At 70.2% G+C, this 21,760-nt stretch carries 20 protein-coding genes; 12 read left to right on the plus strand and 8 right to left on the minus strand.

Annotated elements, in window-relative coordinates:
* Nucleotides 1-38 precede the first annotated feature (38 nt).
* Both HUW46_RS32285 and HUW46_RS32290 read right to left on the minus strand, forming a co-directional pair.
* Entirely contained in the window at nt 39-2,381 is a 2,343-nt protein-coding gene (locus HUW46_RS32285) for a tetratricopeptide repeat protein (protein ID WP_215542538.1), read from the minus strand.
* Between the two features lie 458 nt (nt 2,382-2,839).
* On the minus strand, nt 2,840-3,499 hold the full coding sequence (locus HUW46_RS32290; protein WP_215542539.1) for a hypothetical protein: 660 nt from the start codon (nt 3,497-3,499) through the stop codon (nt 2,840-2,842).
* 295 nt (nt 3,500-3,794) lie between these two features.
* Here HUW46_RS32290 and HUW46_RS32295 point away from each other — a divergent pair, with 295 nt between their 5' ends.
* The gene (locus tag HUW46_RS32295; protein WP_215542540.1) at nt 3,795-4,343 is read left to right on the plus strand and encodes an alpha/beta hydrolase; all 549 of its coding nucleotides are present in this window, start codon (nt 3,795-3,797) and stop codon (nt 4,341-4,343) included.
* A gap of 200 nt (nt 4,344-4,543) precedes the next feature.
* Here HUW46_RS32295 and HUW46_RS32300 read toward each other — a convergent pair whose 3' ends face one another.
* From HUW46_RS32300 to HUW46_RS32315, 4 genes are all read right to left on the minus strand, one after another.
* A complete protein-coding gene (locus HUW46_RS32300; protein ID WP_215542541.1) occupies nt 4,544-5,416 on the minus strand; it encodes an alpha/beta fold hydrolase in 873 nt (290 codons plus the stop codon).
* Between the two features lie 29 nt (nt 5,417-5,445).
* Complete coding sequence (locus HUW46_RS32305) at nt 5,446-5,925, minus strand: GbsR/MarR family transcriptional regulator (RefSeq protein WP_215542542.1); 480 nt, start codon at nt 5,923-5,925, stop codon at nt 5,446-5,448.
* 829 nt (nt 5,926-6,754) lie between these two features.
* Entirely contained in the window at nt 6,755-8,158 is a 1,404-nt protein-coding gene (locus tag HUW46_RS32310; protein WP_215542543.1) for a purine-cytosine permease family protein, read from the minus strand.
* Nucleotides 8,159-8,175: 17 nt separating this feature from the next.
* Nucleotides 8,176-8,565: a cupin domain-containing protein gene (locus HUW46_RS32315; RefSeq protein WP_215542544.1), complete on the minus strand. Its 390-nt coding sequence runs from the start codon at nt 8,563-8,565 to the stop codon at nt 8,176-8,178.
* Nucleotides 8,566-8,748: 183 nt separating this feature from the next.
* On the opposite strand from HUW46_RS32315, the gene HUW46_RS32320 reads away from it, so the two are divergent.
* The 9 genes from HUW46_RS32320 to HUW46_RS32360 are packed head-to-tail and all read left to right on the plus strand — an operon-like array spanning nt 8,749 to nt 15,912.
* Entirely contained in the window at nt 8,749-9,453 is a 705-nt protein-coding gene (locus HUW46_RS32320) for a GntR family transcriptional regulator (RefSeq protein WP_215542545.1), read from the plus strand.
* A gap of 3 nt (nt 9,454-9,456) precedes the next feature.
* Entirely contained in the window at nt 9,457-10,590 is a 1,134-nt protein-coding gene (locus HUW46_RS32325; RefSeq protein ID WP_215542546.1) for an LLM class flavin-dependent oxidoreductase, read from the plus strand.
* The gene (locus tag HUW46_RS32330; protein ID WP_215542547.1) at nt 10,587-11,195 is read left to right on the plus strand and encodes an amino acid synthesis family protein; all 609 of its coding nucleotides are present in this window, start codon (nt 10,587-10,589) and stop codon (nt 11,193-11,195) included. The genes HUW46_RS32325 and HUW46_RS32330 overlap by 4 nt, the downstream gene beginning before the upstream one ends.
* Nucleotides 11,195-11,752 (plus strand): amino acid synthesis family protein, encoded by a 558-nt coding sequence (locus tag HUW46_RS32335; protein ID WP_215542548.1) that lies wholly within the window; start codon nt 11,195-11,197, stop codon nt 11,750-11,752. The genes HUW46_RS32330 and HUW46_RS32335 overlap by 1 nt, the downstream gene beginning before the upstream one ends.
* Nucleotides 11,749-12,477, plus strand: a complete 729-nt coding sequence (locus tag HUW46_RS32340; RefSeq protein WP_215542549.1) for an alpha/beta fold hydrolase — start codon at nt 11,749-11,751, stop codon at nt 12,475-12,477. Before HUW46_RS32335 ends, HUW46_RS32340 begins: the two co-directional genes overlap by 4 nt.
* Nucleotides 12,478-12,489: 12 nt before the next feature.
* Complete coding sequence (locus HUW46_RS32345) at nt 12,490-13,983, plus strand: aldehyde dehydrogenase (protein ID WP_215542550.1); 1,494 nt, start codon at nt 12,490-12,492, stop codon at nt 13,981-13,983.
* A gap of 10 nt (nt 13,984-13,993) precedes the next feature.
* Complete coding sequence (locus HUW46_RS32350) at nt 13,994-14,521, plus strand: flavin reductase family protein (RefSeq protein ID WP_215542551.1); 528 nt, start codon at nt 13,994-13,996, stop codon at nt 14,519-14,521.
* A complete protein-coding gene (locus HUW46_RS32355; protein WP_215542552.1) occupies nt 14,518-15,507 on the plus strand; it encodes a 3,4-dihydroxy-2-butanone-4-phosphate synthase in 990 nt (329 codons plus the stop codon). Before HUW46_RS32350 ends, HUW46_RS32355 begins: the two co-directional genes overlap by 4 nt.
* Before the next feature lie 15 nt (nt 15,508-15,522).
* The gene (locus HUW46_RS32360; RefSeq protein ID WP_215542553.1) at nt 15,523-15,912 is read left to right on the plus strand and encodes a VOC family protein; all 390 of its coding nucleotides are present in this window, start codon (nt 15,523-15,525) and stop codon (nt 15,910-15,912) included.
* On the opposite strand, the gene HUW46_RS32365 is transcribed toward HUW46_RS32360, so the two are convergent.
* Nucleotides 15,903-19,112 (minus strand): BTAD domain-containing putative transcriptional regulator, encoded by a 3,210-nt coding sequence (locus HUW46_RS32365; protein ID WP_215542554.1) that lies wholly within the window; start codon nt 19,110-19,112, stop codon nt 15,903-15,905. The genes HUW46_RS32360 and HUW46_RS32365 overlap by 10 nt on opposite strands.
* Nucleotides 19,113-19,222: 110 nt before the next feature.
* Here HUW46_RS32365 and HUW46_RS32370 point away from each other — a divergent pair, with 110 nt between their 5' ends.
* Both HUW46_RS32370 and HUW46_RS32375 read left to right on the plus strand, forming a co-directional pair.
* Nucleotides 19,223-20,713: an FAD-dependent oxidoreductase gene (locus HUW46_RS32370; protein ID WP_215542555.1), complete on the plus strand. Its 1,491-nt coding sequence runs from the start codon at nt 19,223-19,225 to the stop codon at nt 20,711-20,713.
* Nucleotides 20,714-20,748: 35 nt separating this feature from the next.
* Complete coding sequence (locus HUW46_RS32375) at nt 20,749-21,411, plus strand: SGNH/GDSL hydrolase family protein (protein WP_215542556.1); 663 nt, start codon at nt 20,749-20,751, stop codon at nt 21,409-21,411.
* Here the strand turns inward: HUW46_RS32375 and HUW46_RS32380 are convergent.
* Complete coding sequence (locus HUW46_RS32380) at nt 21,408-21,758, minus strand: arsenate reductase family protein (protein WP_215550238.1); 351 nt, start codon at nt 21,756-21,758, stop codon at nt 21,408-21,410. The two genes, HUW46_RS32375 and HUW46_RS32380, sit on opposite strands and share 4 nt — an antisense overlap.
* Nucleotides 21,759-21,760: the final 2 nt, after the last annotated feature.

Here is a 21,760-nt window from a genome sequence, read left to right on the forward strand (position 1 = left end):
ATCTGCGACGCGTCGGCATCGCGAAAAGTGTGGCATTGTCAAGCAGGCGCGTCCCCCGACGACCGTTTGTACGGGTTGGCGCGGATGCGCAAGGGGTCGGGGTGGTCGGGCCCCAACGCCCGCAGTCGGTCGGTGAGCAGTTCCTCCAACGTGGCCTCCGCGCCGGCGGGGTTCCCAGCGTGTCCACGCCAATAGGCGAGGTAGTGGCGGGTGGTCAGGGTGTTGGGGTGATCAGGACCGAATACCCGCAGGTAGTCGGCGAACAACTCGTCGAACGTGGCGGCCGCGCCAGCGGGATCCCCGGCCTTCCCACGCCAGTGGGCGAGGTAGTGGCGGGTGGTCAGGGTGTTGGGGTGATCAGGACCCAGCACCCGCACCTCGTTGGCGAGCAACTCCGCGTATGCCGCTGCCGCGCCGGCGGAGTCGCCAGCGTGTCCACGCCAGTAGATGAGGTAGTGGCGCGTGGCCAGGGTGTTGGGGTGGTCAGGACCCAGCACCCGCACGTAGTCAGCGAACAACTGCTCCAACGCGGCGGCCGCGCCAGCGGAGTCGCCGGCGTGTCCACGCCATCGGGCGTGGTTAGCACGGGTACCCAGGGTGTCCGGGTGATCAGGTCCCAGCACCCGCAGGTAGTCGGTAAGCAGTTCCTCGTACGCGGCCGCCGCGCCGTCGGGGTCCCCAGCCTTCCCGCGGAAGGCGGCGAGGTGGTTGCGGGTCATCAGGGTGTTGGGGTGGTCAGGACCCAGCACCCGCGCCTCGTCGGTGAGTAGTTCCTCGTACGCGGCGGCCGCGCCAGCCGGATCCCCAGCGGTTCCACGCCAGATGGCCACGTAGTCGCGGGCGAGCATGGTGTCGGGGTGATCGGGCCCCAGCACCCGCAGGTAGTCGTCGAGCAACTCCTCACAGGCGGCCGCCGCGCCCGCCGGGTCCCCCGCATGTCCGAGCCATAGGGCGATATTGGTGCGGGCGAGCAGGGTGTCCGGGTGATCAGGACCCAGGCGTTCGGTCGCTGTGGTACGCAAACGTTGGAAGTAGTCGCGGGCTTGAGCGCTCCCATCGCGTTCTCGCAGGCTACGTCCAGCGCGAAACAACACCGGGTGGGCGCCAGACTCCCACAGGTACTGGCCCCCGGCCACGGCCAGAGCATCGGTATTGGCGCGCAACACCTGCCCAAGGGTGATGTCGCGTTCGATGTCCGGCCACACCCACATCACGGCGTCCGCTCCCGCTCGCACCATCACTGCCAGCCGATCCGGAAGCAGGCTGTCGCGGATGGCGCGCTGCACCAAGGCATGCACCCGCACTGCCCGGCTCGGTGAGTCAGGATCCAGCGTGATCAAGCTCAACCGCTGCAAACACCCCAACCCGTCCACCGCATCGTCCTCGGAAACCGCCCGGTCCGCAGCCGTGGTGAGCACCTCCAGCACTGACGGCGCGGTGAAGACTCCCAACGGGATGCGGTTCGCGTCCAGCACACTGGCCACCGCCAATAACGTGCCCGCCAGCCTGGTCGGGGCGAGCCGGTCGGCCTGCTCCACCGACAACGACCATGTCACCGCCACCGTCGCCCGGTGCTCATCCGGCAGGCCTTCGCCCTCGGGCACCAGCGACGCCAACCGGCGCAGACGATCAGCGAACCGCCCCCGATACGCCGCACACGTCAGGTTCCGGTCCACCATGTACGCGGCAGCCTGGGCCAATGCCAACGGCAAATACCCCAAGTCCCGCGCCAACCCCCTTACCCCATCACCATTCCGAGGATCATCGAGTGCGTGCGGCTGCCCGGCCAGCACGCCCCGGAGATAGCCGTCAGCTTCGTCCGGGGTGAAGACGCCAACCTCGATCACTTGGCGTCCCGGGCCTCGCAGCGCGGCGTCATGTCGCCGAGTAGTCACCACCACTCGGCCGGTCTCCGTCGCCGGCGGCCACAAACCCCGCAGCTCCTGTGGCGACTGCAGGTCATCCACGACCACCAACCATCGAACCGACGTCGTGGCGAGCCATTCCAGCAACCTCCGCGCACCGCGTTCGGGATCGCGGTCCTCGATGCCGGTCAGATCCGTTGCCAGATGGGCGTAGCTGGACACGATCGCCTCCCGCGACCCCGCCCATACCCACACCCACACATCCACCTCACCTGCCACCCACAGACGCTCGGCGTAGTCCAACGCCAGCTGGGTCTTGCCCACCCCACCCAACCCCGACACCACACACGCCCGCACCGCCCCGTCAAGGCCGGCTACCGCCGCGCCGCCGCGGTCCAGAGTCTGCGCCAACAGCCGCGAATCGATCCGATCCTGGAAGGCCACCGCACGCGGCGGAGCGATCCCAGCCCGATACGGCAACGCGACCACTTGTCTGGACGGCACGTGCAGGTGCACCCCACCCTCGACCACACCGGTCTGTACGACGCCCCCGGACACGGCGCCCCGTACGACATTGCGTGTGCCTCCCGCGGGACGCTCAGGCTCCTGACTCACCCGCCAATTGTCTCGGTGCCACACGTCGGCCATTCGGTCCAGCCGACGACAGCGACCCGAATGGAGCACCCGCCCACCATGGACTCGGCGGCGTCCGCCACCCACTACGCGAACCGCACTGTCATCGGCAAGACAGGATGTTCGGGCGAGTTCAGGTACCGGATGCCATGTAGGCCGCGAGGACATGGTTCGCCGAGACACCGTGGACGGTTTGAACCGGTGGACTTCCTGCATCCACCGCACGTACCGCACACGCGAGCTACCCGTGAACCGCGCCAAGTACGCAGACGTCGCCAACCGCAACACCACACCATCGCCGTCCGGCGACACATCTGAAGTAGTCATGCCCACGACGATGCCTACGGTGTCTCGCGGTGAACTCGACCTTGTCGCCGTGGCCAGAACTGCATCACCCAGTGCTCGTACGGACCGCCGCCGAGATCTGGACGGTCGCCGCCGACCTTGGCGGCTTCCCGCCCGCGGCAGTACACCCTCAGCCAGTACTCGCCGGCCGGCCCGACAGCGATAGTGTTGTCGGACACGCCCATCGTGACGAAGGCCAACCGCAGCACGCCGGACGTGAGCGGAATCGTGCCTGCCCACACCACGTCCCACGTTCCCTCCGAAGCGGGCGGCTCGGCATCCCAGGACTCCAGGCGTACCGGCGCCATGTGGCTGACGCCAGCACTCCGGAACACCGCGCCGTTCTTACCGGTCAGCATCGTCTCCGGCGACCCCAGCGCAGCCCAGCCGAGTTCACCGGGCTCGACCCGGTCGTCATCGATGAGTCCGAACTTCGCCCATTCGACCGTGGCGAGATCGTCCAGCGTGGCCCGTGGTGTTGCCATCATTCTCCCTCCGAGTACGTCAACCCGATCAACCTCCGCAGTGAGTGTGACGGCCTGCATGTGCTGAACGGCAAGCCGGAACGCTTCGAGCACGTTGGCCGGGAGCCGTGGCCCGTACCCGTGCCCGATGTCGATGCTGACCCGCGTGAGCCTGACGTCGAGCTGATGCACGCTGAGCAGGAAGTGTGGGACGCCTCCGCCGGCGCGGAACAGGACCAGTTCAGCCGACCGGGACCCGCCACGATGGTGTGGCGGAAGGGGGGAGGTGAGTGATCACGTGTCGGTAGCTTGGGACAGGTGAGTCGCCCAAGCTACTGAGAACCGTTCGTTTGTCCGGGGCCTTCGCACACCGGGAGCGGCACGGTCAAGTTGACCTGTACCTGCCCGAAGCCGATGACCCGCGTCCGGCGGTTGTGTTCGTCCACGGCGGACCCATCCCCGTCGATCTCACCCCCACACCACGGGAGTGCCCACCTACGTCGGATACGGGAACGCCGTGGCAGAGCGAGGATTCGTCGGTGCCACAGTCGACCACGGGTTGCGCGACTTCGCGGCATACCCGCGTGCGGCCAAGGATGTGGCCGCCGCCGTCGATCTGGCCCGCAATGATCCCCGGGTCGACCAAGACCGCGTGGCCCTGTGGTTTTTCTCAGCAGGAGGGTTGCTGCTGGCCGATTGGCTTCGCGACCCGCCGCGATGGCTGCGCTGTGTTGGGGCGAGTTACCCGATCCTCGCCCCGCGGCCCGGACGCGGCATCGATCCCCGGTTCAGCCCCGCCGATGCCGTCGCCGCCGCCGGCCAACTCCCCGTCATCCTGACCACCGCGGGCCGGGAACGAGACGAGATCGCCGTCACGGTCCCGCCATTCATCAAAGCGGCCCGCGAGGCCAACACCCGGCTTGAGGTGATCGACGTGCCCGATGGCCAGCACGGCTTCGACCAACTCGACCATACCGAGCAGTCCATTGCCGCAGTCGAACGAGCGATCGAGGCTGTGCTGGCGCCCCTCCGATGAGATGAAGGGCTCACCGGCCAACGACGCCCGCGCAACGCCTACACACCAGCGGGACAGCGTGTCGCGGCATGTGCGGATGTTCTGTGTCCAGCTGTGTCGGCGATTGCCCGGTGGCCTCACGATGGGGGCTGGTGCTGTGGCCGGGGTCGCTCCTTTCGCCCCCGGTTGTCGATGGCCCCCACCGGCGAGGAGCGTGGTGCTTAGCGGGGCCCTGAGCGGTCCCCGGAGTGGCGCAGCGGGGCCAGTGCTTGTGCGGCGTGGGAGAAGAGGACGTAGTGCCCGCCCTCGACGAAGTGGGGTGTCACGTTGGGCAGTCGGGATGTGATCTCGCGTCCGGTTAGCGGCCGGATGTTGGTGTCCTGCTCGCCGTGCCACCATTCCACCGGGCCGGTGACCTCGCGCAGGTCGAACCCCCATGGATGGCACAGGGTGGCGAAGTCTTGTGTCGGGCCGGAGGAGCCCTGCCGGTATCCGTCGCCGAGCGCCTCCATCGCGATCCGGGTCTGGTCGGGGAACGTCCTGGCGAACTCGGCGTCCGCTGACGTCCCGCGCATGGCCAGGTTCATGAGGCGGTCCACCGCCTTCGCCGACCGGGGCGCGCTAAGCCGACACAGGGCGCCGAACAGCCGGGGCGTGTGGACAGCCAGGCCGTTGTAGAAACGCGATATGCGCGACATCATGCCGTCGGCGCGGGTCCAGTCTTCGCTGTAGGGCGGACTCCCTGCGCCCACTACCGTGCAGGACACACGGTTGGCGAGCCGGTGCGCGACGGCGAGGGCATAGGCGCCGCCAGCGGAGTGGCCGAGCAGCCCGAAGCGCTGCAGCCTCAGGTGGTCCGCCAGTTGCTCGACGTCGCCGGCCCAGTCGGCCAGCAGCCGCCGGGGTGCCGGGTCGGAGCGCCCCATGCCTGGCCGGTCCACGGACAACAGTCGGATTCCGCTGGCTGTGGCAGCCGCGTCCAGCGCGGCTCCCGCGTGCCCGGAGGTCGCCGACCCGGGCAGGAACACACACGGCCGGCCAGCCCGGTCCCCGTGCTCGTGCCAGCTGAGGTTTCGGCCGTCGTGGAGGGTCATCGATTCCGGTATGAGGTGCTCACCGTGGTTCACAAGGGATTCCCGTCTGTAGTTCGGTGCAGTTCCCGCCACTCCGCGAGCAGCCGCGGCAGGCGCTCGGCGAGGAAGTCGCCGAGCGAGGCCATCTCCTCCAGCTGCTGGCGCCGTTCGGGGCTCTGGTCGTCCAGCAGCCGCATGCCTTCACGAGCGAAATCGGCCACTTCGCGATAGGGCGCGGGGTCGAACCCGCGGGATTCGTCGATGGTTACCCGGACCCGATCGACTCGCTCACCTGCTGCTCGTTCACGTTGCAACACGCCGATCGCCGCCAAGTCCTTCACCGCCAGCGCGGCAGCACTGCGACTCGCCTGCAACGCGGCGGCCAGCTCGTCGATGCTCTGCCAGGCCGGTTCGCACACGAGCAGGTAGCCGACAACCCGCCCGGCCATGGGGGAGACGCGGTACCGGCGCACCCACACCCTGGCGACCCGGTCGGCGTACCGAAGCTGTTCCTTAGTTGGCACGGCCATCAGGCTAGTCTAGGTTATCTAATATGACAATATTTTCTGTCAAACCTACGAATTCGCTGATCAGGCATGCTTCTGAGCCCACGTGGCGGGCCCAAAGACCTCGAGATCTCCGCTGTGCGACTCGTCGGTGGCGTCCGGAAGTGGTGGGCGGTGGCGTCGGATGGGACGTCGGCTGCGTGGGCCTCCGACCAACCGGCACCGTGGCGACAAGATCCCGTCCAGGCGGTGGGTGCGGGCGCCCCCCAGCCATTCCTCGTCCAGTGGCGGGCCGCCCATCGCACGGCCGCGAACATGATGGCGCCGAACTTCGTGGGCGGAACGCGCTGTCATCGGCATGAGCGGATGTTTGCGGCTGCAGATGACGGAGGAGTTGTGTGGCATGTCGGTCGCTATGGTTCCGGGTGATCGTGTGTCGTCATGGCGCACGGCGATTGGCTACATGTTCAGGTATTTCTTCGGATTGAAGATGTGGCTCTTGGCCCGTTGGGTGGTGTCGGGCCTCGCGCGCGGCGACGTGCCAGGGTGTACGTTGCTACTGAGCCGACGCCGGGCAAAGATCAGCCTGCGATGGCCACAAGCGTGATGGTGAAGGCCGCGAAGACGATGGTCAGCAAGAGCATTCGGCGGAATCGTTGGTGATCACGTAGGCAGTCGTCGACGATGCTTGTCCATGACGGAGATTTTCCGCCTGACGGCTCACCAACGATGATTGCGAGGTGGGTGCCCCACACCCTCTCGCCGACAGCGGGAACGTCTGGGTGTGTTGAGCGCCGTGACCGGGTTGCTGTCCGAGGACTTCCGACGGCGACGCCTGCCGAGGACAAGCGAATCACCGCACCCGTTCGACCCTCCACAGTGGACGCAGGCGGCGGGTGGCGAGGTAGAGCGCGGCCGCGACGACGGCGGCCACGATCATCGCGATGTCGCCGAAGGCGGGGAACGCGCGGACGAACGAGCCCACGTACACGCTCGAATTCCAGAACGGGACCGAGGCGAGCACGGCGACGGCCCACGCGACCGCGCCCCATTCGAGCCTGCGGCCGGTGTCGTACAGCTCGGGGATGCGGGCGCGGTCGGACCGCCCGCCGAGGTAGAAGTCGGCCAGCAGGATCGCGGCGAAGGGTGCGATGAAGTACGAGGTGAGGTTGAGGAAGATGGAGAACTTGTCCTCGACGCCCGCCTCGCCCCACAGGCACACCGCGAACGACAGCACCGACATGACGACCACGCCCTGCGTTCGCGTGACCGGGATGCGCAGCGTCTGCACGGAGATCGCGCCGCCGTAGATGTTGAGGAAGTTCTGGGCCAGCACCGAAATGACGATCGCGATGAGCGCGGGGGTGGCGAACGGTCCGGTCAGTTCGCGCAGCGCTTCGACCGCGTCGGTGCCGCCCGCCCCGTTGCCGACGAGCACGCCGAGCGAACCGAGCCAGAACAGGGTGACGAAGTTGCCGATCCCGGTGAACCACGAGGTGCCGCGGGCGACGGCAGGGGAGTCGGGCAGGTAGCGCGAGTAGTCGGAGGCGAACGGAGCCCACGCGACGAGGAAGGCGAGGAAGAACCCGGCGAAGGTGATCCACCCGCCGCTGCCCGAAGCCTTGAGCGCCGGCGCGTGCCCGGTGCCGATCGAACCACGGGAGATGGCCACGACGGTGATCAGCACGAAGAGCGCGGCCAGCACGAACGACAGCAGCCGCTGGAAGTAGTGGATCATGTTGTAGCCGTAGATCGAGATGATCATGACGAGCACGGTCAGCCCGAAGGCGCCGGTCCAGAACGGCGCGCCGGTAAGCGCGCTGAACGCCTTGCCGCCGAGGATGACGGTGACCGCGGACCAGCCGATGCCCGCGAACACGTTGATGTAGGCGACCGGTAGCACGTTGCCGAGGAAGCCGAGCGGGCCGCGGGCCTGGATCTGCTGCGGCACGCCGAGCCGGACGCCCATCCGGGACATCACGGCCATGAGCAGCGACCCGAGCGCGGTGCCGACCGCGATGGCGATGATGGCCGAGGTGACGCTCAGGCCGTACGCCGTGGCGCTGAAACCCAGTAGCACCACGGGGAAGTTGAGCCCGGCGGCGAACCACACGAAGAACTGCGAGCGCGGTTTGCCGTGCCGTTCGTGGTCGGGGATGTGGTCGACGCCGAAGGGCTCGACCTTGCGCAGCGAGGTTCCGTACTGGGCCGTGGCGTGCTCCACCGGTGGGGTGGCCTGGCGGCTGGGATGGGACATCGACGTCCTCCGGAAGGTCAGGACTGGGGATCCGGGATGAGGTGGTGCTGCCCGTGCGCGGTGACCGACAGGTGGGTCATCGAGTCGGTGGCCGCGGCGAGATGGCGGTGCCAGTGACCGCGCGGGACGGTCACGACGTCTCCCGCGTGCAAGGGATGGACGCCTTGCTCGTCCTCCAGTGCGCCCGTCCCCGCGGTCACGACCAGCGTCTGGTCGGAATCGTGGGTGTGCCACGCGGTGCTCGCGCCGGGATCGAACGTGGTGGCCATGACGGTCAGTTCGCCGGTGGCCCGTGCCTGGCGCGCGATCCGCGCGCGGACCCGGCCGCGGAACATCGGCTGGTCGCCGCACTCGATCTCGGGTGGCTCGGGCCGGAAGCGCACGAAGAACTCGTCGCGTGGGGGCATCGTCAACTCCTCGGCGTTGAGGAAGGGGCGCCGATTTTCACGAGGACTCTTGCATGCATCAAAGGGTCCGTCAACACCTGACTATCTTGCCGCCGCCTCGGCATAGTTCCTGGAAAACCAGTTGACCGGCCACCAGTGGCGAGACTGTTGACTCGGCCGGTGGCATGCAAGTACGTTCCTTGCATGCAACAGGACGCACCTGAGGACTCGAACGGCCGTGGCGCGCAGGGCCGGGTGCTCGACGGCCTGCGACGGGCGATCGTCGCCGGAGCCCACCAGCCGGGGCAGTCGTTGTCCGAGACGGCGCTCGCCGCGGAGTACGACGTGAGCCGCACGCCGGTACGGGAAGCGCTCAAGCAGTTGCAGATCGAAGGGCTGGTCGAGATCCGGCCCAGGGTCGGGACGTTCGTGCGGGCGCCGAGCCGCCGCGAGGTCGTGGAGCTGTTCGAGCTCAAGGAAATGCTCGAAGGCATGGCGGCGCGGCTGCTGGCCGCCCGCGGTTCCGTCCCGGTGCTCGACCAGCTCGGGGAGAACGTCGAACGGTCCGGTGTCGCGGTCGCCCGCGGTGACGGCGAGGGGTATTCGGCGCTGGTGCACGAGTTCCACGAGCTGCTCGTCACCGGTTCCGACAACACGCAGCTGCTCGCGCACTACCGGACCCTGATGAACCAACTGGCATACCACCGGCTGGTGTCGGCGTCCCTGAGCCGTCCGGGACGGCTCGGCGCGTCGCTGTCGGAGCACCGCCGCGTGCTGGAGCTGATCCAGGAGAAGGACGGTTTCGGCGCCGAATTCGCGATGCGCGACCACGTCCGTTCGAGCGAGCGGGCGACACTGGCCTCCGCGGACCCCCTGCTCGGTGGCCGCCCACTCCGGAAGGAGCTGTAGGAAATGCGTTTTTCGATCTTCCACAACGTCGGCGCGCCAGGCAGGCTGCACGAAGTGGCTTCGGTGCTCGACGAAATGCGCGAGGTCGCGACCTTCGCCGACGACGCGGGCTACCACTCGATCTGGTACACCGAGCACCACTTCGGCCACGAGGGTTTCGAGCTGGTGCCGAACCCGGTGCAAATGGGCACCGACATCGCGGCGCGCACCTCGCGCATCCGCATCGGGCAGGCCGCGAACATCGTGACGTTCTGGAATCCGTTGCGGCTGGCCGAAGATCTCGCGATGCTCGACCAGCTCTCCGGCGGCAGGCTGGAAGTCGGTGTCGGCCGCGGGCTCTACGGCCGCGAGGCGATGAACCTCAACCCGGCCGCCGATCCGCGTGACCAGGAACAGAACCGCGCGGTGTTCGACGAGACGATCGCGTTGCTGCGCAAGGCGTGGAGCGGCGAGTTCTTCTCGCACGACGGCGAGTTCTACCAGGTGCCCGCGCCGGGATTGACGTGGAACCACCCGCTTTCCCCGGCGTCACCGGAATTCATCGGTGAGGACTACACCATCGCCAAGCTCAAGGTGGTGCCGCAGTCATTCCAGCGGCCGCATCCGCCGCTATCGCAGGTGATCGACTCGCCGCGGTCGATCGAAAGCGCGGCGCGCGCGGGGATGAAGGGCATCTTCTGGATGCCGCCCATTTCCGAGCTCAAGGGGCGTTTCGACCTCTACCGGACCACGCTTTCCGAGGCGACCGGCACGGAACAGCGGCTGGGTACCGGGCTGTCGCTGGTGCGCGACGTGTACGTGGCGGACACCATGGAGCAGGCCCGCGCCGATTTCGAGGAGGCGCTGATGACCTCCTACCGCTGGATCTGCCACTGGCGCGGGCTCGGCAACCTGCGCGAAGTCGGCGAGGACATCTCCGGCCGCGAGCTGGACTACGACTTCCTCGCCGAGCGGAACCTCCTCGTCGGCACACCGGACTACGTCGCGGAGAAGGTGCACGAACTGCGCGAGGAGCTCAACCTGCAGGACCTGATGCTCTGGACCACGCATCCCGGTTTGGCGCACCGCAAGGCGATGCGCAGCTTCGAGCTGTTCTCCGAGAAGGTCATGCCGCAGTTCACCGGGGACGCCGCGTGAGTGGTCCGATCCGCCGCATCGTGACCGTGGTCGAGGAGAGCCTGCTCGAACTCGGCGAACCGGTCCGGGTGCCGGTGCGCCGGGCGGCCGCGGTCGCGGTGGTGGCCAATCCGTGGCTGGGCAAGGGAATCCAGCACGATCTCTCCGCCGAGGTCGCCGAGCTGGCGCCGCGTATCGCGCACGAGCTGTCCGACCGGCTGATCGCCGCGCTCGGCGGCGCGGCGCGGGTCGAAGCGTTCGGCAAGGCCGCGATCGTCGGCCTCGACGGGGAAATCGAGCACGCGGGCGCGTTGATCCACACCCCGTACTTCGGGGACGTGCTGCGCAGCCGCACCGAGGGCGAGTCGATCATCGTCTTCTCCGACCAGCGCGCCGCCGCCGGGACGACGTTGAGCGTTCCCTTGTGGCACAAGGAACACGCCTCGACCCGTTCGCACTACCAGACCCTGCCGGTCCGCGTGCCCGACGCCCCGCGGCCCGGTGAAATCGCCGTCATCGCCGCCGTTTCGGACGGGCCCCGCCCGAACGCGCGGATCGGCGACCGCACGACCGACGCCGCGCTGGCGGCCGAGGTCCTGTCCCGGCCCGAATTGGAGAACGCCTGATGCCCCTGTCCGTCCGCAGCATCACCACCGTCGTCGACGAGATCCACGTCGAAGGCGGCCGCCCGGTCGAACCCGCCGCGCGGGTGGCGGTCGTGCTGGCCACCATCGAGAACCCTTGGGCGGGACGGGGTTTCGTGCAGGATCTGGCCCCGGTGATCGACGAGGTCGCCTCCGAGCTGGGCAAGCTGCTCGCCGATCGCGTCGTCACCGCGCTCGGCGCCCCGGTCGAGGCGTACGGCAAGGCCGCGATCGTCGGCCTCGACGGCGAAATCGAGCACGGTTCCGGCTTGATCCACACCCTGAAGTTCGGCAACCACTTCCGCGAAGCCGCGAACGCCACGACGCTGTTGCCCGCCGTGGAAAAACGGGCGGCGGCGGGCACCGTGTTCGACATCCCGCTCAAGCACGTCACCGACGCGACGATCCGTTCGCATCACCAGACCGTCGAGGCGCGGGTGCCGGACGCCCCGCGCGCCGACGAGATCGTCATCGGGCTCGCGGCCGCCGCGCAGGGCAGGCCGCAGGCACGCCTGGCGCCGCTGGCGAGCGAGCAGTGACCGCCCCGGCGGACGTGGTCCTGCTGCACGGTGTGGGCCTCGACCACACGATGTGGGACCGGGTCTCGCCGGGCCTGGCGGAACATCATCGCGTCCACGCGCCGGATCTGCTCGGGCACGGCAGCGCGCCGGATGTCGAATCCGGTGTCACGCTGACCGATTTGGCCGCTCCGGTGGAGAGACTCGGTGAGGGGCCACGACATCTGGTCGGGTTCTCGCTCGGGGCACTCGTCGCGACCAGGTTCGCGCTCGACCACCCCGGCGAGGTCGCGTCGCTGACACTGGTCAGCGCGGTGGCGAACCGGTCGGAGACCGAGCGCGCCGCGGTGGCCGCACGGCTGGCGGCGGCGCGGCGCGATCTCCCCGCCACGTTCGACGCGGCGGTGGACCGGTGGTTCTCCCCGGCGTGGAGAGCCGGGGAACCCGAACTGGCCCAACGGATCCGTGCCGTGCTGGCCGCGAACCGGGCACAGTCCTATTTGGCCTGTTACGGGATTTTCGCCCGGGGGGACGAAGAACTGTGGCCCGAGCTGCCGCGTCTCGCGTGCCCGGTACTGGCGGTGACCGGCGCCGACGATCCCGGTTCGACCCCGGAAATGTCCCGCGCCCTCGCCGAACGGGTGCCCAGTGGCCGAGCGCGCGTCGTTCCCGGCGCACGGCACCTGCTCCCGCTCGAACGTCCCGAGGCCGTCGCCGACGCCGTTCTGGCGAACGTCCTCCGTTAGGAGTGTTTTCTCATGACCACCGAACACCTTCCCCGGCACGAGCACTACATCGGCGGCGAGGCCGTGCCGCCCGCCGACGGCGAGTACTTCACCAGCGACAACCCGACCACCGGGGAACCCTGGTACGAAGCCGCCCGCGGCACCGCCGCCGATGTCGAGCGCGCGGTCGACGCGGCGACCAAGGCATTCGAAAACCCGTCCTGGCGAAGGCTTTCCCAAACGCGCCGCAGTGCGCTGCTGCGCCGCGTCGGCGAGCTGATCGGTGAACACGCCGAGGAGCTCGCGCGCACCGAGACCACCGACAACGGCAAGCTGCTGCGGGAAATGCGGGCCCAGCTCGCCGGGCTGCCCGAGTACTACTTCTACTACGCGGGACTCGCCGACAAGATCCACGGCGAGACGATTCCGGCCAGCAGCACGGATGTCCTGAACTACACCGTGCGCGAACCGGTGGGCGTGGTCGGCGCGATCACGCCGTGGAACTCGCCGCTGCTGCTCACCACCGCGAAGCTCGCCCCGGCGCTGGCGTGCGGCAACACAGCGGTGATCAAACCGTCCGAGTACACCAGCGCTTCGATGCTGGCGCTCGCTCCGTTGTTCGACGAAGCGGGTTTCCCGCCGGGCGTCGTCAACGTCGTCACCGGGTTCGGGGCCGAGGCCGGTGCGCCGCTCGTCGACCATCCCGGGGTCGGGAAGCTGTCGTTCACCGGCAGCACGGCGACCGGGTCCCACATCTCCGAGCGCGCCGGGCGCCGTCTCGTGCGGGCGGGGCTCGAACTCGGCGGCAAGTCCCCGCAGCTGGTCTTCGCCGACGCGGACGTGGCCAGCGCGGCGAACGGTGTGGTGGCGGGGATCTTCGCCGCCGCGGGCCAGACGTGCATCGCGGGCAGCCGCGTGCTGGCGCACCGGTCCGTGTACGACGAACTCGTGACGAGGGTGGCCGAGCGGGCGAGCACGATCCGCATCGGCGACCCGACCGACCCCGGCACCGAGCTGGGGCCGCTCGCGATGGCGGCGCAACTCGCCAAGGTCGAGGAGTACGTGGCCGCCGGCCGCGCGGAAGGCGGCGAGGTCGTCCACGGCGGCGGGCGCCCCGATGTCGGCTTGGGCGGCTGGTTCCACGAGCCCACCGTGTTCACCGGGCTGGGCAACGACACCCGCCTGTGCCGCGAGGAGATCTTCGGCCCGGTCGTCGCGATCATCCCGTTCGACGACGACGAGGAAGCGCTGCGCGTCGCGAACGACACCAGCTACGGGCTCGCCGCCGGGATCTGGACGAAGGACCTCGGCAGGGCGCACCGCGCGGCCGCCGCGCTCGACGCGGGCACGGTGTGGGTCAACATGTACCGCGCGATGTCGCCGATGTCCCCGCGCGCCGGGTTCAAGACCTCCGGCCTCGGCGTGGAACACGGCACCGAAGTGGTGCGCGAGTACACGCGCTTGAAGAGCGTGTGGATCAACACCAGCGACGAACCGGCTGGCGACCCGTTCGTGATGCGGTCCTGAGGAGTTCACCATGACGGAACTGATCCTCGCCAGGGGCGCCGACGGCGCGATCGACACCCCGGCGCTGCGCGAAGCCTTCGGGCGCTTTCCCAGCGGTGTCACGGCGATGTGCGCGCTCGGCGACGGCGGCGAACCCATCGGAATCGCGGCGAGCTCGTTCGTCGCGGTGTCGCTCGACCCGCCGCTGGTCGGGGTGTGCGTGCAGCACACGTCCACCACCTGGCCGCTGTTGCGTGATCGGCCCCGCATCGGGCTTTCGGTGCTCGGCGACAGCCAGGACGCCGCGTGCCGCCAGCTCGCGTCGAAGACCGGTGACCGGTTCGCCGGGCTGGCCTGGCACACCACCGGCGGCGGCGCGCTGCTCCTGCGCGGAGCGACCGCCTGGCTCGACTGCTCCGTGGAAGAAACCGTGCCCGCGGGCGATCACGTGCTCGTCTTGTTCCGCGTGCACCGGCATCGCGTCCACGCGGACAACGCGCCGTTGGTGTTCCACGCCAGCGGGTTCCACGTGCTGTCCGGTTTGGACCGTGCGTCGTGACGGCCGTCGCCCCGCCGCGGACGAGCGTCGAGACCGCGCTGGAGTCGTTGCGCGCCGGTCGCCCCGTCCTCGTGGTCGACGAGGAAAACCTTGCGCACCAAGGAGAAGTGGTGCTCGCCGCCGCCGTCGCGGACGTGGCGCAGGTGGCGTGGACCGTGCGGCACACGTCGGGCCTGCTGTGCGCCGCGCTCCGCGACGACCGGGCGGACCGGCTCGGACTCCCGCTGATGGTGCCGCGGGCCACCGATCGGCCCGCCTGCACGGTGTCGGTCGACGCGGCGGAGGGGAACGGCACCGGGATCAGCGCCACCGACCGGGCCCGCACCGCGCGGATCCTCGCCGACCCCGGCTCGGTCCCCGACGACCTGCGGCGGCCGGGGCACCTGCTCGGGCTGCGGGTCGATGCCGGTGGCGTGCTCGCGCGCCGCGGGTACGGCGAAGCGGCGGCGGACCTGTGCGAGCTGGCGGACCTGCCGCCGGTCGGACTGACCGCGGCACTGGTCGACGGGCACGGCTTGGCCGACGCCGGGTACGCGGCGGAACTCGGGCGCTGCCACGGAATCCCGGTGGTGGCGATGGCTGACCTGATCGTCCATCGAACCATCCACAATGGACTGTCGCGACGAGACCGCGGTGAGTCCGTGTCCACACCGCACGGCCGGTTCACCGCGTACTCCTATCGCGAAGCGGGCACCGAGCACCTCGCGCTCGTCGCACCGGGACGCGCGCGTTCGGTCGCGGTGCACGTCGAATGCACCGCGGGCGACCTCTTCGGCAGCGGCGACTGCGCCTGCCGCGCCAGGCTGGACCGGTCACTGGCCGAAGCCGCGCGTCACGGCGGCGTCGTCGTATACCTGCGCGGCATGCCCGCCCACCGGACCGCGATGGATCCGGCGCTGGCGCCGGTGACCGCCGCGATCCTCGCCGACCTGGAATACCGCGACCACCCGCCGGAGTTGGGACTGGACGGCGGATCCGGTACCTGACGGGGAGATCCTGACATGGGCAGCAAGTTCACGGAGCTCGCGATCGACTGCGCCGATCCACGGGAGCTTTCCCAGTTCTGGTGCGCGGTCCTCGGTTACGAGGTGCGCGAAGAGGAAGACGGGCTCGTCACCATCGGCTCACCCGAGGTACCCGAGGGCAGGAATCGCCCCGGCCCGGTGCCGCCGACGTTGACCTTCGCGCGCGTGCCCGAGGGAAAGACGATCAAGAACCGGCTCCACCTCGACCTCAACGCGACCGATATGGAGCAGGACGAGGAGGTTCGCCGCCTGCTCGCCCTCGGTGCCAGGCGCGCCGACGTTGGCCAGACCGGCGAGGAGAGCTGGGTCTGCCTCGCCGATCCGGAGGGCAACGAGTTCTGCGTCCTGGCGGGCCGTCATCCCTGACCGAATGTCCTTTGTGGACGTCGGGCGGGGTCCACTTCGGACACGGCGGCGTTCCGGTCCAGTTCCCAGCCCTCGTCGTACGCCGCGGCGAAGGCCGCTTCGCCCAGCGCGGCCCGCCCTCGGTGGGTGAGGTCGTGTACCCACCGGTGCGCGGGGTCGTGGGCGCCGCGCAGCCGGGCGGCGGCGCCGAGCAGGACGGCGGCTTCGCGGTGCCGCCCGTGCGCGTCGGCGACCGCGGCCGCGTTCACCGCCACCAGTGACAGGATCGGCAGGTCCCGGGTCTTCAGCGCCGCCGCGTACGCGTTTTTCAGTGCCTTTTCCGCGCCGCTCAGGTCGCCCGTTTCCAGGCAGAGCCAGACCCGCGTGCTGCCGGCCAGCGTCCGCGCGTGGCCACTGGGGAACGCGGTGCCGCGCAGGCCGTGTTCGGCCGCGTCGAGCAGCTCCCGTGCGCCGTCGAGATCGCCGAGCCGCACCCGGAAAACGGCACCCCACGCGTCGACGAGGGCCAGCATGTCCGGCGAATTCGTGCGCAGCGCCTGCTCCCTCGCCGAGACGATCATCGCGTCCGCCCGGTCGATATCGCCGTTGCGGAGGCACAGGTCGATCCAGCGCAGGTCCATGAAGACCTCGTCCCCGCGGTCGAGCGAACCGAACTCACCAGCCAGCGACCGCGCCTCGCGCAGGTCCGCCAGCGCGCCGTCGAGATCGTCGTACTGCCGGAGCTGCGCGCGGATCGGCAGCACGTTCGCCCGGCCCCAGCCGTCGCCCGCCTGCTGGAAGCAGGCCAAAGCCGCCTCGACGTCGGGGCGGAGCTTGTCGAGTTCGCCCGCGTTCTCGGCGAACTCGGCCCGGAACATGCTGACCAGCCCGGACAGCCAGACGTCGTCACCGCCGTCGAGCCGCGCGAGCGCGCTCTCGTCGTCCTGGAGTATCGCGAGCGTGCCCGTGACGAGAACGCCGTAGAGGCGAGGCAGGCCGGAGTACCCGAGCAGCCGGCCGGCCAGTTCGCGCAGCCGCGCCCGGTCGCCCGCGGTCTCCTCGGCGGTCCCGCCGGGGAGGTCGGTCCGGCTGAGCAGGTGGATCGCGGTGGCGCAGTCGCGCTCCGGCGTCGGCTCGCCGCCGGGCACCGCCAGTGCTTCGCCGAGCCAGTAGGCCGCGTCGCGGTGGCGGCCGAACATCTGCCAGTACCAGGCCAGGTTCAGGGCGAGCGCGATCGCGCCGGTGGCGTCGCCGATGTCGCACCGGCGGCGCAGGGCGGCCAGCGCGTTGTCGTACTCGGCGCTGATGTCGTGCACCGCCGCCTGCTGGCCCGGTCCGCGCAGCCGCGGATCGCACCGGGCGATCAGCCCGGCGAAGTGCCCCGCGGCCAGGTCGCGGACGGTGCCGAGGTCACCCGACTCCGCCAGGCGGTCGGTGCCGTACTCGCGCAACGACTCCAGCATGCGGTAGCGACCGGGATCGGGTGCGAGTTGCAGCAGCGACCGGTCGACCAGGTTCGCGAGCAGTTCGGGGACCTCGGCGGCCGGCACCGCGGTGCCTTCGCAGACCGCGGTGGCCGAGGACGGCGTGACACCACCGGGCAGGATCGAGACGCGGTCGGCGACCGTGCGCTCGTGGTCGCCGAGTAGGTCCCAGCTCCAGGCGATGACCGCGCGCAGCGTGCGGTGCCGGGGAAGCGCGGTGCGGCTGCCGGTGGTGAGGAGCCGGAACCGGTCGGACAGCCCGGCCGCGAGCTCGGGCAGCGACATCGTCCGCAGCCGGGCCGCCGCCAGTTCGAGGGCAAGCGGCATCCCGTCGAGGCCGCGGACCAGCAGCCGGACGTCGGGCAGCGAGGTCTCGTCGACCGCGAAACCGGGACGCACGGCCGCGGCCCGTTCGGCGAACAGGCGTACCGACGCCGCTTCCCTTGCCTGCTCGACGGCGTCGTCCTCGCCGGGGAGCGCGAGCGGGCCGAGCGGTGCCAGCGCTTCACCGTCGATCGCGAGGGGTTCCCGGCTGGTGGCGAGCACGCGCAGGCCAGGGCAGCGAGCCAGCAGTGCCGCGACGAGATGCGCCACGGCGTCGATCAGATGCTCGCAGTTGTCGACCAGCAGCAGGCTTTCCCTGCCGCCGAGCCGATCCACGAGCACGTCGAGTTCGTCGCCTTCGGACCGCGACCTCGCGTCGAACATCGCGCCGCCGCGCAACCCGATCCCGGCGAGCACGGCCGCGCCGATCTTGACCGGCTCGGTGACCGAGGCGAGGTCGACCATCCAGGTCCCGTCGCGGGTCCAGGGGCGAGCACGGCGGGCCGCTTCGACGGCGAGGCGCGTCTTTCCCGCGCCACCGGGACCGAGGACCGTGACCAGGCGACCGGAGGCGAACAAGGCGTCGATCCGGGCGAGGTCGTCGTCACGCCCGAGGAAACTGGTCAGCGGGGCGGGTAGCGTGCTCGCGCCGGCCTCGGGCGTGCGTCGTTCGGCGCGCAGCAGGCTCAGGTGGCGCTCGCGCAGGGCGGCACCCGGGTCGGTGCCGAAATCGTTGGCGAGTCTCGCGCGGATCCGTTCGTACAAGGCCAAAGCTTCGGCCTCGAGTCCTTGCGCGGCAAGCGAATCCATGAGCAGCCCCGCCGCCCGCTCGTGGACGGGCTGCTCGGCGAGCAGGGCGGCCAGGCGAGCGGCGGCCTCCTCGGCACGGCCGAGGAGCAGTTCGGCGGCGGCGAGCTCGGTGACCGCGTCGACGGAGGTGGTGGCGAGCCTGGTCGCCGTGGCGGGCGCCACCGCGGCGACGACCGGGGGCTCGACGCCGGGGCGATCACCCCACAGCGCCACGGCTTCGCCGAGTACGGCGGCCTCGGCGATCGGGTCGCCGGTGCGCGCGCGGCCGGTGGCCGCGAGCTGCTCGAACCGCAGCGCGTCCACATCGGACGCTTCCACGTCCAGCCGGTAGCCGCCCGCGACCTGCGTGACGGCCGCGGCCGAGCCGAGTACCCGGCGCAGCCGCGAAACGAGCGCTTGCAGCGCGTGGACGGGATCGGCGGGCGGTTCCTCGGCCCAGACCGCGTCGATGAGGGCGCTCTGCCCGACCGGGCGTCCACCGGCCAGCGCCAGCCTGACGACCAGGCCCCGCAACCGCGCGCCGGGAACCGTCAGCACGGTGTCGCCGCGGGAGACCTGGAAGGTCCCGAGCAGCGTGACGCGAATCCGCGCACCCCCGGTCATACCCCGATCTTCGCGCAGGACTCGGGTGTGAGCGCGATGCGCCCCCGTGTGAGCGCGGTGTGAGCGGCGCGCCACAGCCTTGGGGAAACGGCTTCGAAAGGGGATTTCTGATGGACGACGTGGTGATCGTGGGCGCGGGCCCGGTCGGTCTCTTCCTCGCGGGTGACCTGGGGCTCGCCGGCTGTTCCGTGGTGGTGCTCGAACGGGAACCGGAGCCGGGTTCCCCGTGGCGGGCGGATCCGATCGGAATGCGGGGCCTCTCGACGGCCTCGGTCGAGGCCTTCTACAGGCGCGGCATGCTGCACTCGCTGGCGACGGCGTCGGGCGCCGACGAAGACCTCGGCGGGGACCCGCGCAGTGCGGGCCACTTCGGGGGCATGGTTCTCGACCCGGCCGATATCGACCTCGCCGCACTGCCGTTCCGCCTGCCCACCCCGGCGGCGCAGGGCATGTTGACGAGCCTCGAAGCGGTCGAGTCGGTGCTGGCCGAGCGGGCCGTGAAGGTCGGGGTGGAGATCAGGCGCGGCGTCACCGTGGACGATCTCGCGCAGGACGAGGAGGGCGTGGTCGTGCGGGCGGGGGAGCGCGAGTACGCGGCGCGCTGGGTCGTCGGCTGCGACGGCGGGCGCAGCGCGGTGCGCAAGCTCGCGGGCTTCGACTTCGTCGGCACCGAGCCGCAGCTCACCGGGTACGTCATGCTCGCAGAGGTCGCCGATCCGGAGAAGCTGAACCCGTTCTTCAACCTGACGCCGACGGGCATGTACGTGCGGATGCGCGCCGAAGGGCATCTCGGCGTGATGGATTTCGATGGTGCCGCCTTCGACCGTTCGCAGCCGCTGACCCGTGACCACCTCCAGTCGGTGCTGCGCCGCGTGTCCGGCACCGACGTGACGCTGACCGACGTACGCCTCGCGTCGAGCTTCACCGACCGGGCAATGCGGGCGACGACCTATCGGCGGGGACGCGTCCTGCTGGCGGGCGACGCCGCGCACATCCACTCGCCCCTCGGCGGGCAGGGGCTCAACACCGGTCTCGGCGACGCCGCGAACCTGGGCTGGAAGCTCGCGGCGACCGTGCGCGGGCACGCGCCGGACGGGCTGCTCGACACCTACGAAGGCGAGCGCCGTCCGATCGCCGCGCGGGTGCTCGACTGGTCGCGCGCGCAGGTGGCGGTGATGCGGCCGGACCCGTACGCCCAAGCGCTCCAAGGATTCGTCCGCGACCTGCTCGGAACCCGTGACGGGACGACGTACGCGTTCGAGAGGACCTCGGGGGCCTCGATCCGCTACGACCTCGGCGGCGAGCACCCGCTCGTCGGCCGCAACGCTCCGGACTTCCACCTCGACGACGGCACCCGCCTCGGCGATCTGCTGCCGGAAGGACGCGGCGTCCTGCTCGATTTCAGCGGCGACCAAGCCCTGCGCTGTTCCGCGACGGGCTGGGAAGGCCGGATCCGGTACGCCGCGGGCACGGCGAGGAACAACCTCGGCCTGGAGGCAGTGCTCGTCCGGCCGGACGGCTTCGTCGCCTGGGCGGGCGCTGCGTTCCCCGAAGCGTTCGAGCCCGCCGCGAGCCGGTGGTTCGGCAACCCGGTCGCCTGAATCCCTTTTGTCCCAACGAATTCGAGGAGTACCTGATGACAATCACCCTGCGCGACGGGAGCACCGTGCTGTTCACCGGCGATTCGATCACCGACCGCGGGCGGCTCGCCAGCGAGGAGGGGCTCGGGTCCGGTTACCCGCTGCGCGTCGCGGGCGAATGGGGGTTCCGGCACCCGGAACGCACCATCACCTGGCTGAACACGGCGATCGCGGACAACAAGGTGTCGGATCTCGAAGCCCGCTGGCAGGCGGACGTGCTCGACGCGCGCCCGGACGTGGTGTCGATCCTCGTCGGCATCAACGACGTCGGCTGGCACTCGTACGACCCGGACGGCCGCGTGATCGGAGCGGCGGAGTACGCGGCCGGGTACGACCGCCTGCTCGCCCCGCTGGCCGAGACCGGCGCCGAGCTGATCCTCATCGAGCCGTTCCTGCTCCCGATCCGCGGCAGCGTCGAAGTCGGCGACGCGCACCTCGGCGAAAAAGTCAGGAAGGAGTGGCGCGCGGACCTGGACCCGAAGATCCAGGTCGTGCGCGAACTCGCCGCCAAATACGGCGCGCACCTGCTCGCCGCCGACGGCATGTTCGCCGGGCTCGCCGCGAAGACCGGGCCGGAGTACTGGGCGGCGGACGGCGTGCATCCGACACCGGCCGGGGACGCCGCGCTCGCCGCAGCCTGGTTGCACTTGGTGGATTAGACGATCCGGCGGAGCGCTTCCTCGTCCCTGCCGACCACGGCGGTCTGCCCGTCGACCAGGATCGGCCGCTGGATCAGCACCGGGTTGTCCGCCAGCAGCCCGATCCAGCGTTCGCGGTTCGCGGCGTCGCGCGGCAGGTCCGCGAGGCCGAGCTCCTTCGCGACGGGTTCGGCGGTGCGCGTGATGTCCCACGGCTCCGCGCCGAGCTTGCCGAGGACCTCGGTGAGCTCGGCCGCGGTCGGCGGGGCGTCGAGGTAGCGGCGCTCGGTGTACTCCGCGCCGGAGTCGTCGAGCGCCTTCTTCGCGGCCCGCGACTTGGAGCAGCGCGGGTTGTGCCAGATCTCCATGC

The sequence above is a fragment of the Amycolatopsis sp. CA-230715 genome, from assembly GCF_018736145.1.
Lineage (GTDB): Bacteria > Actinomycetota > Actinomycetes > Mycobacteriales > Pseudonocardiaceae > Amycolatopsis.

What these genes read in the sequence shown, in the direction of transcription:
- HUW46_RS32300 (WP_215542541.1), bottom strand. Translation starts at nt 5,416, where the DNA reads ATGACCCTCCACGACGGCCGAAACCTCAGCTGGCACGAGCACGGGGAC.
- HUW46_RS32305 (WP_215542542.1), bottom strand. Translation starts at nt 5,925, where the DNA reads ATGGCCGTGCCAACTAAGGAACAGCTTCGGTACGCCGACCGGGTCGCC.
- HUW46_RS32310 (WP_215542543.1), bottom strand. Translation starts at nt 8,158, where the DNA reads ATGTCCCATCCCAGCCGCCAGGCCACCCCACCGGTGGAGCACGCCACG.
- HUW46_RS32315 (WP_215542544.1), bottom strand. Translation starts at nt 8,565, where the DNA reads ATGCCCCCACGCGACGAGTTCTTCGTGCGCTTCCGGCCCGAGCCACCC.
- HUW46_RS32320 (WP_215542545.1), top strand. Translation starts at nt 8,749, where the DNA reads ATGCAACAGGACGCACCTGAGGACTCGAACGGCCGTGGCGCGCAGGGC.
- HUW46_RS32325 (WP_215542546.1), top strand. Translation starts at nt 9,457, where the DNA reads ATGCGTTTTTCGATCTTCCACAACGTCGGCGCGCCAGGCAGGCTGCAC.
- HUW46_RS32335 (WP_215542548.1), top strand. Translation starts at nt 11,195, where the DNA reads ATGCCCCTGTCCGTCCGCAGCATCACCACCGTCGTCGACGAGATCCAC.
- HUW46_RS32345 (WP_215542550.1), top strand. Translation starts at nt 12,490, where the DNA reads ATGACCACCGAACACCTTCCCCGGCACGAGCACTACATCGGCGGCGAG.
- HUW46_RS32350 (WP_215542551.1), top strand. Translation starts at nt 13,994, where the DNA reads ATGACGGAACTGATCCTCGCCAGGGGCGCCGACGGCGCGATCGACACC.
- HUW46_RS32360 (WP_215542553.1), top strand. Translation starts at nt 15,523, where the DNA reads ATGGGCAGCAAGTTCACGGAGCTCGCGATCGACTGCGCCGATCCACGG.
- HUW46_RS32365 (WP_215542554.1), bottom strand. Translation starts at nt 19,112, where the DNA reads ATGACCGGGGGTGCGCGGATTCGCGTCACGCTGCTCGGGACCTTCCAG.
- HUW46_RS32370 (WP_215542555.1), top strand. Translation starts at nt 19,223, where the DNA reads ATGGACGACGTGGTGATCGTGGGCGCGGGCCCGGTCGGTCTCTTCCTC.
- HUW46_RS32375 (WP_215542556.1), top strand. Translation starts at nt 20,749, where the DNA reads ATGACAATCACCCTGCGCGACGGGAGCACCGTGCTGTTCACCGGCGAT.
- HUW46_RS32380 (WP_215550238.1), bottom strand. Translation starts at nt 21,758, where the DNA reads ATGGAGATCTGGCACAACCCGCGCTGCTCCAAGTCGCGGGCCGCGAAG.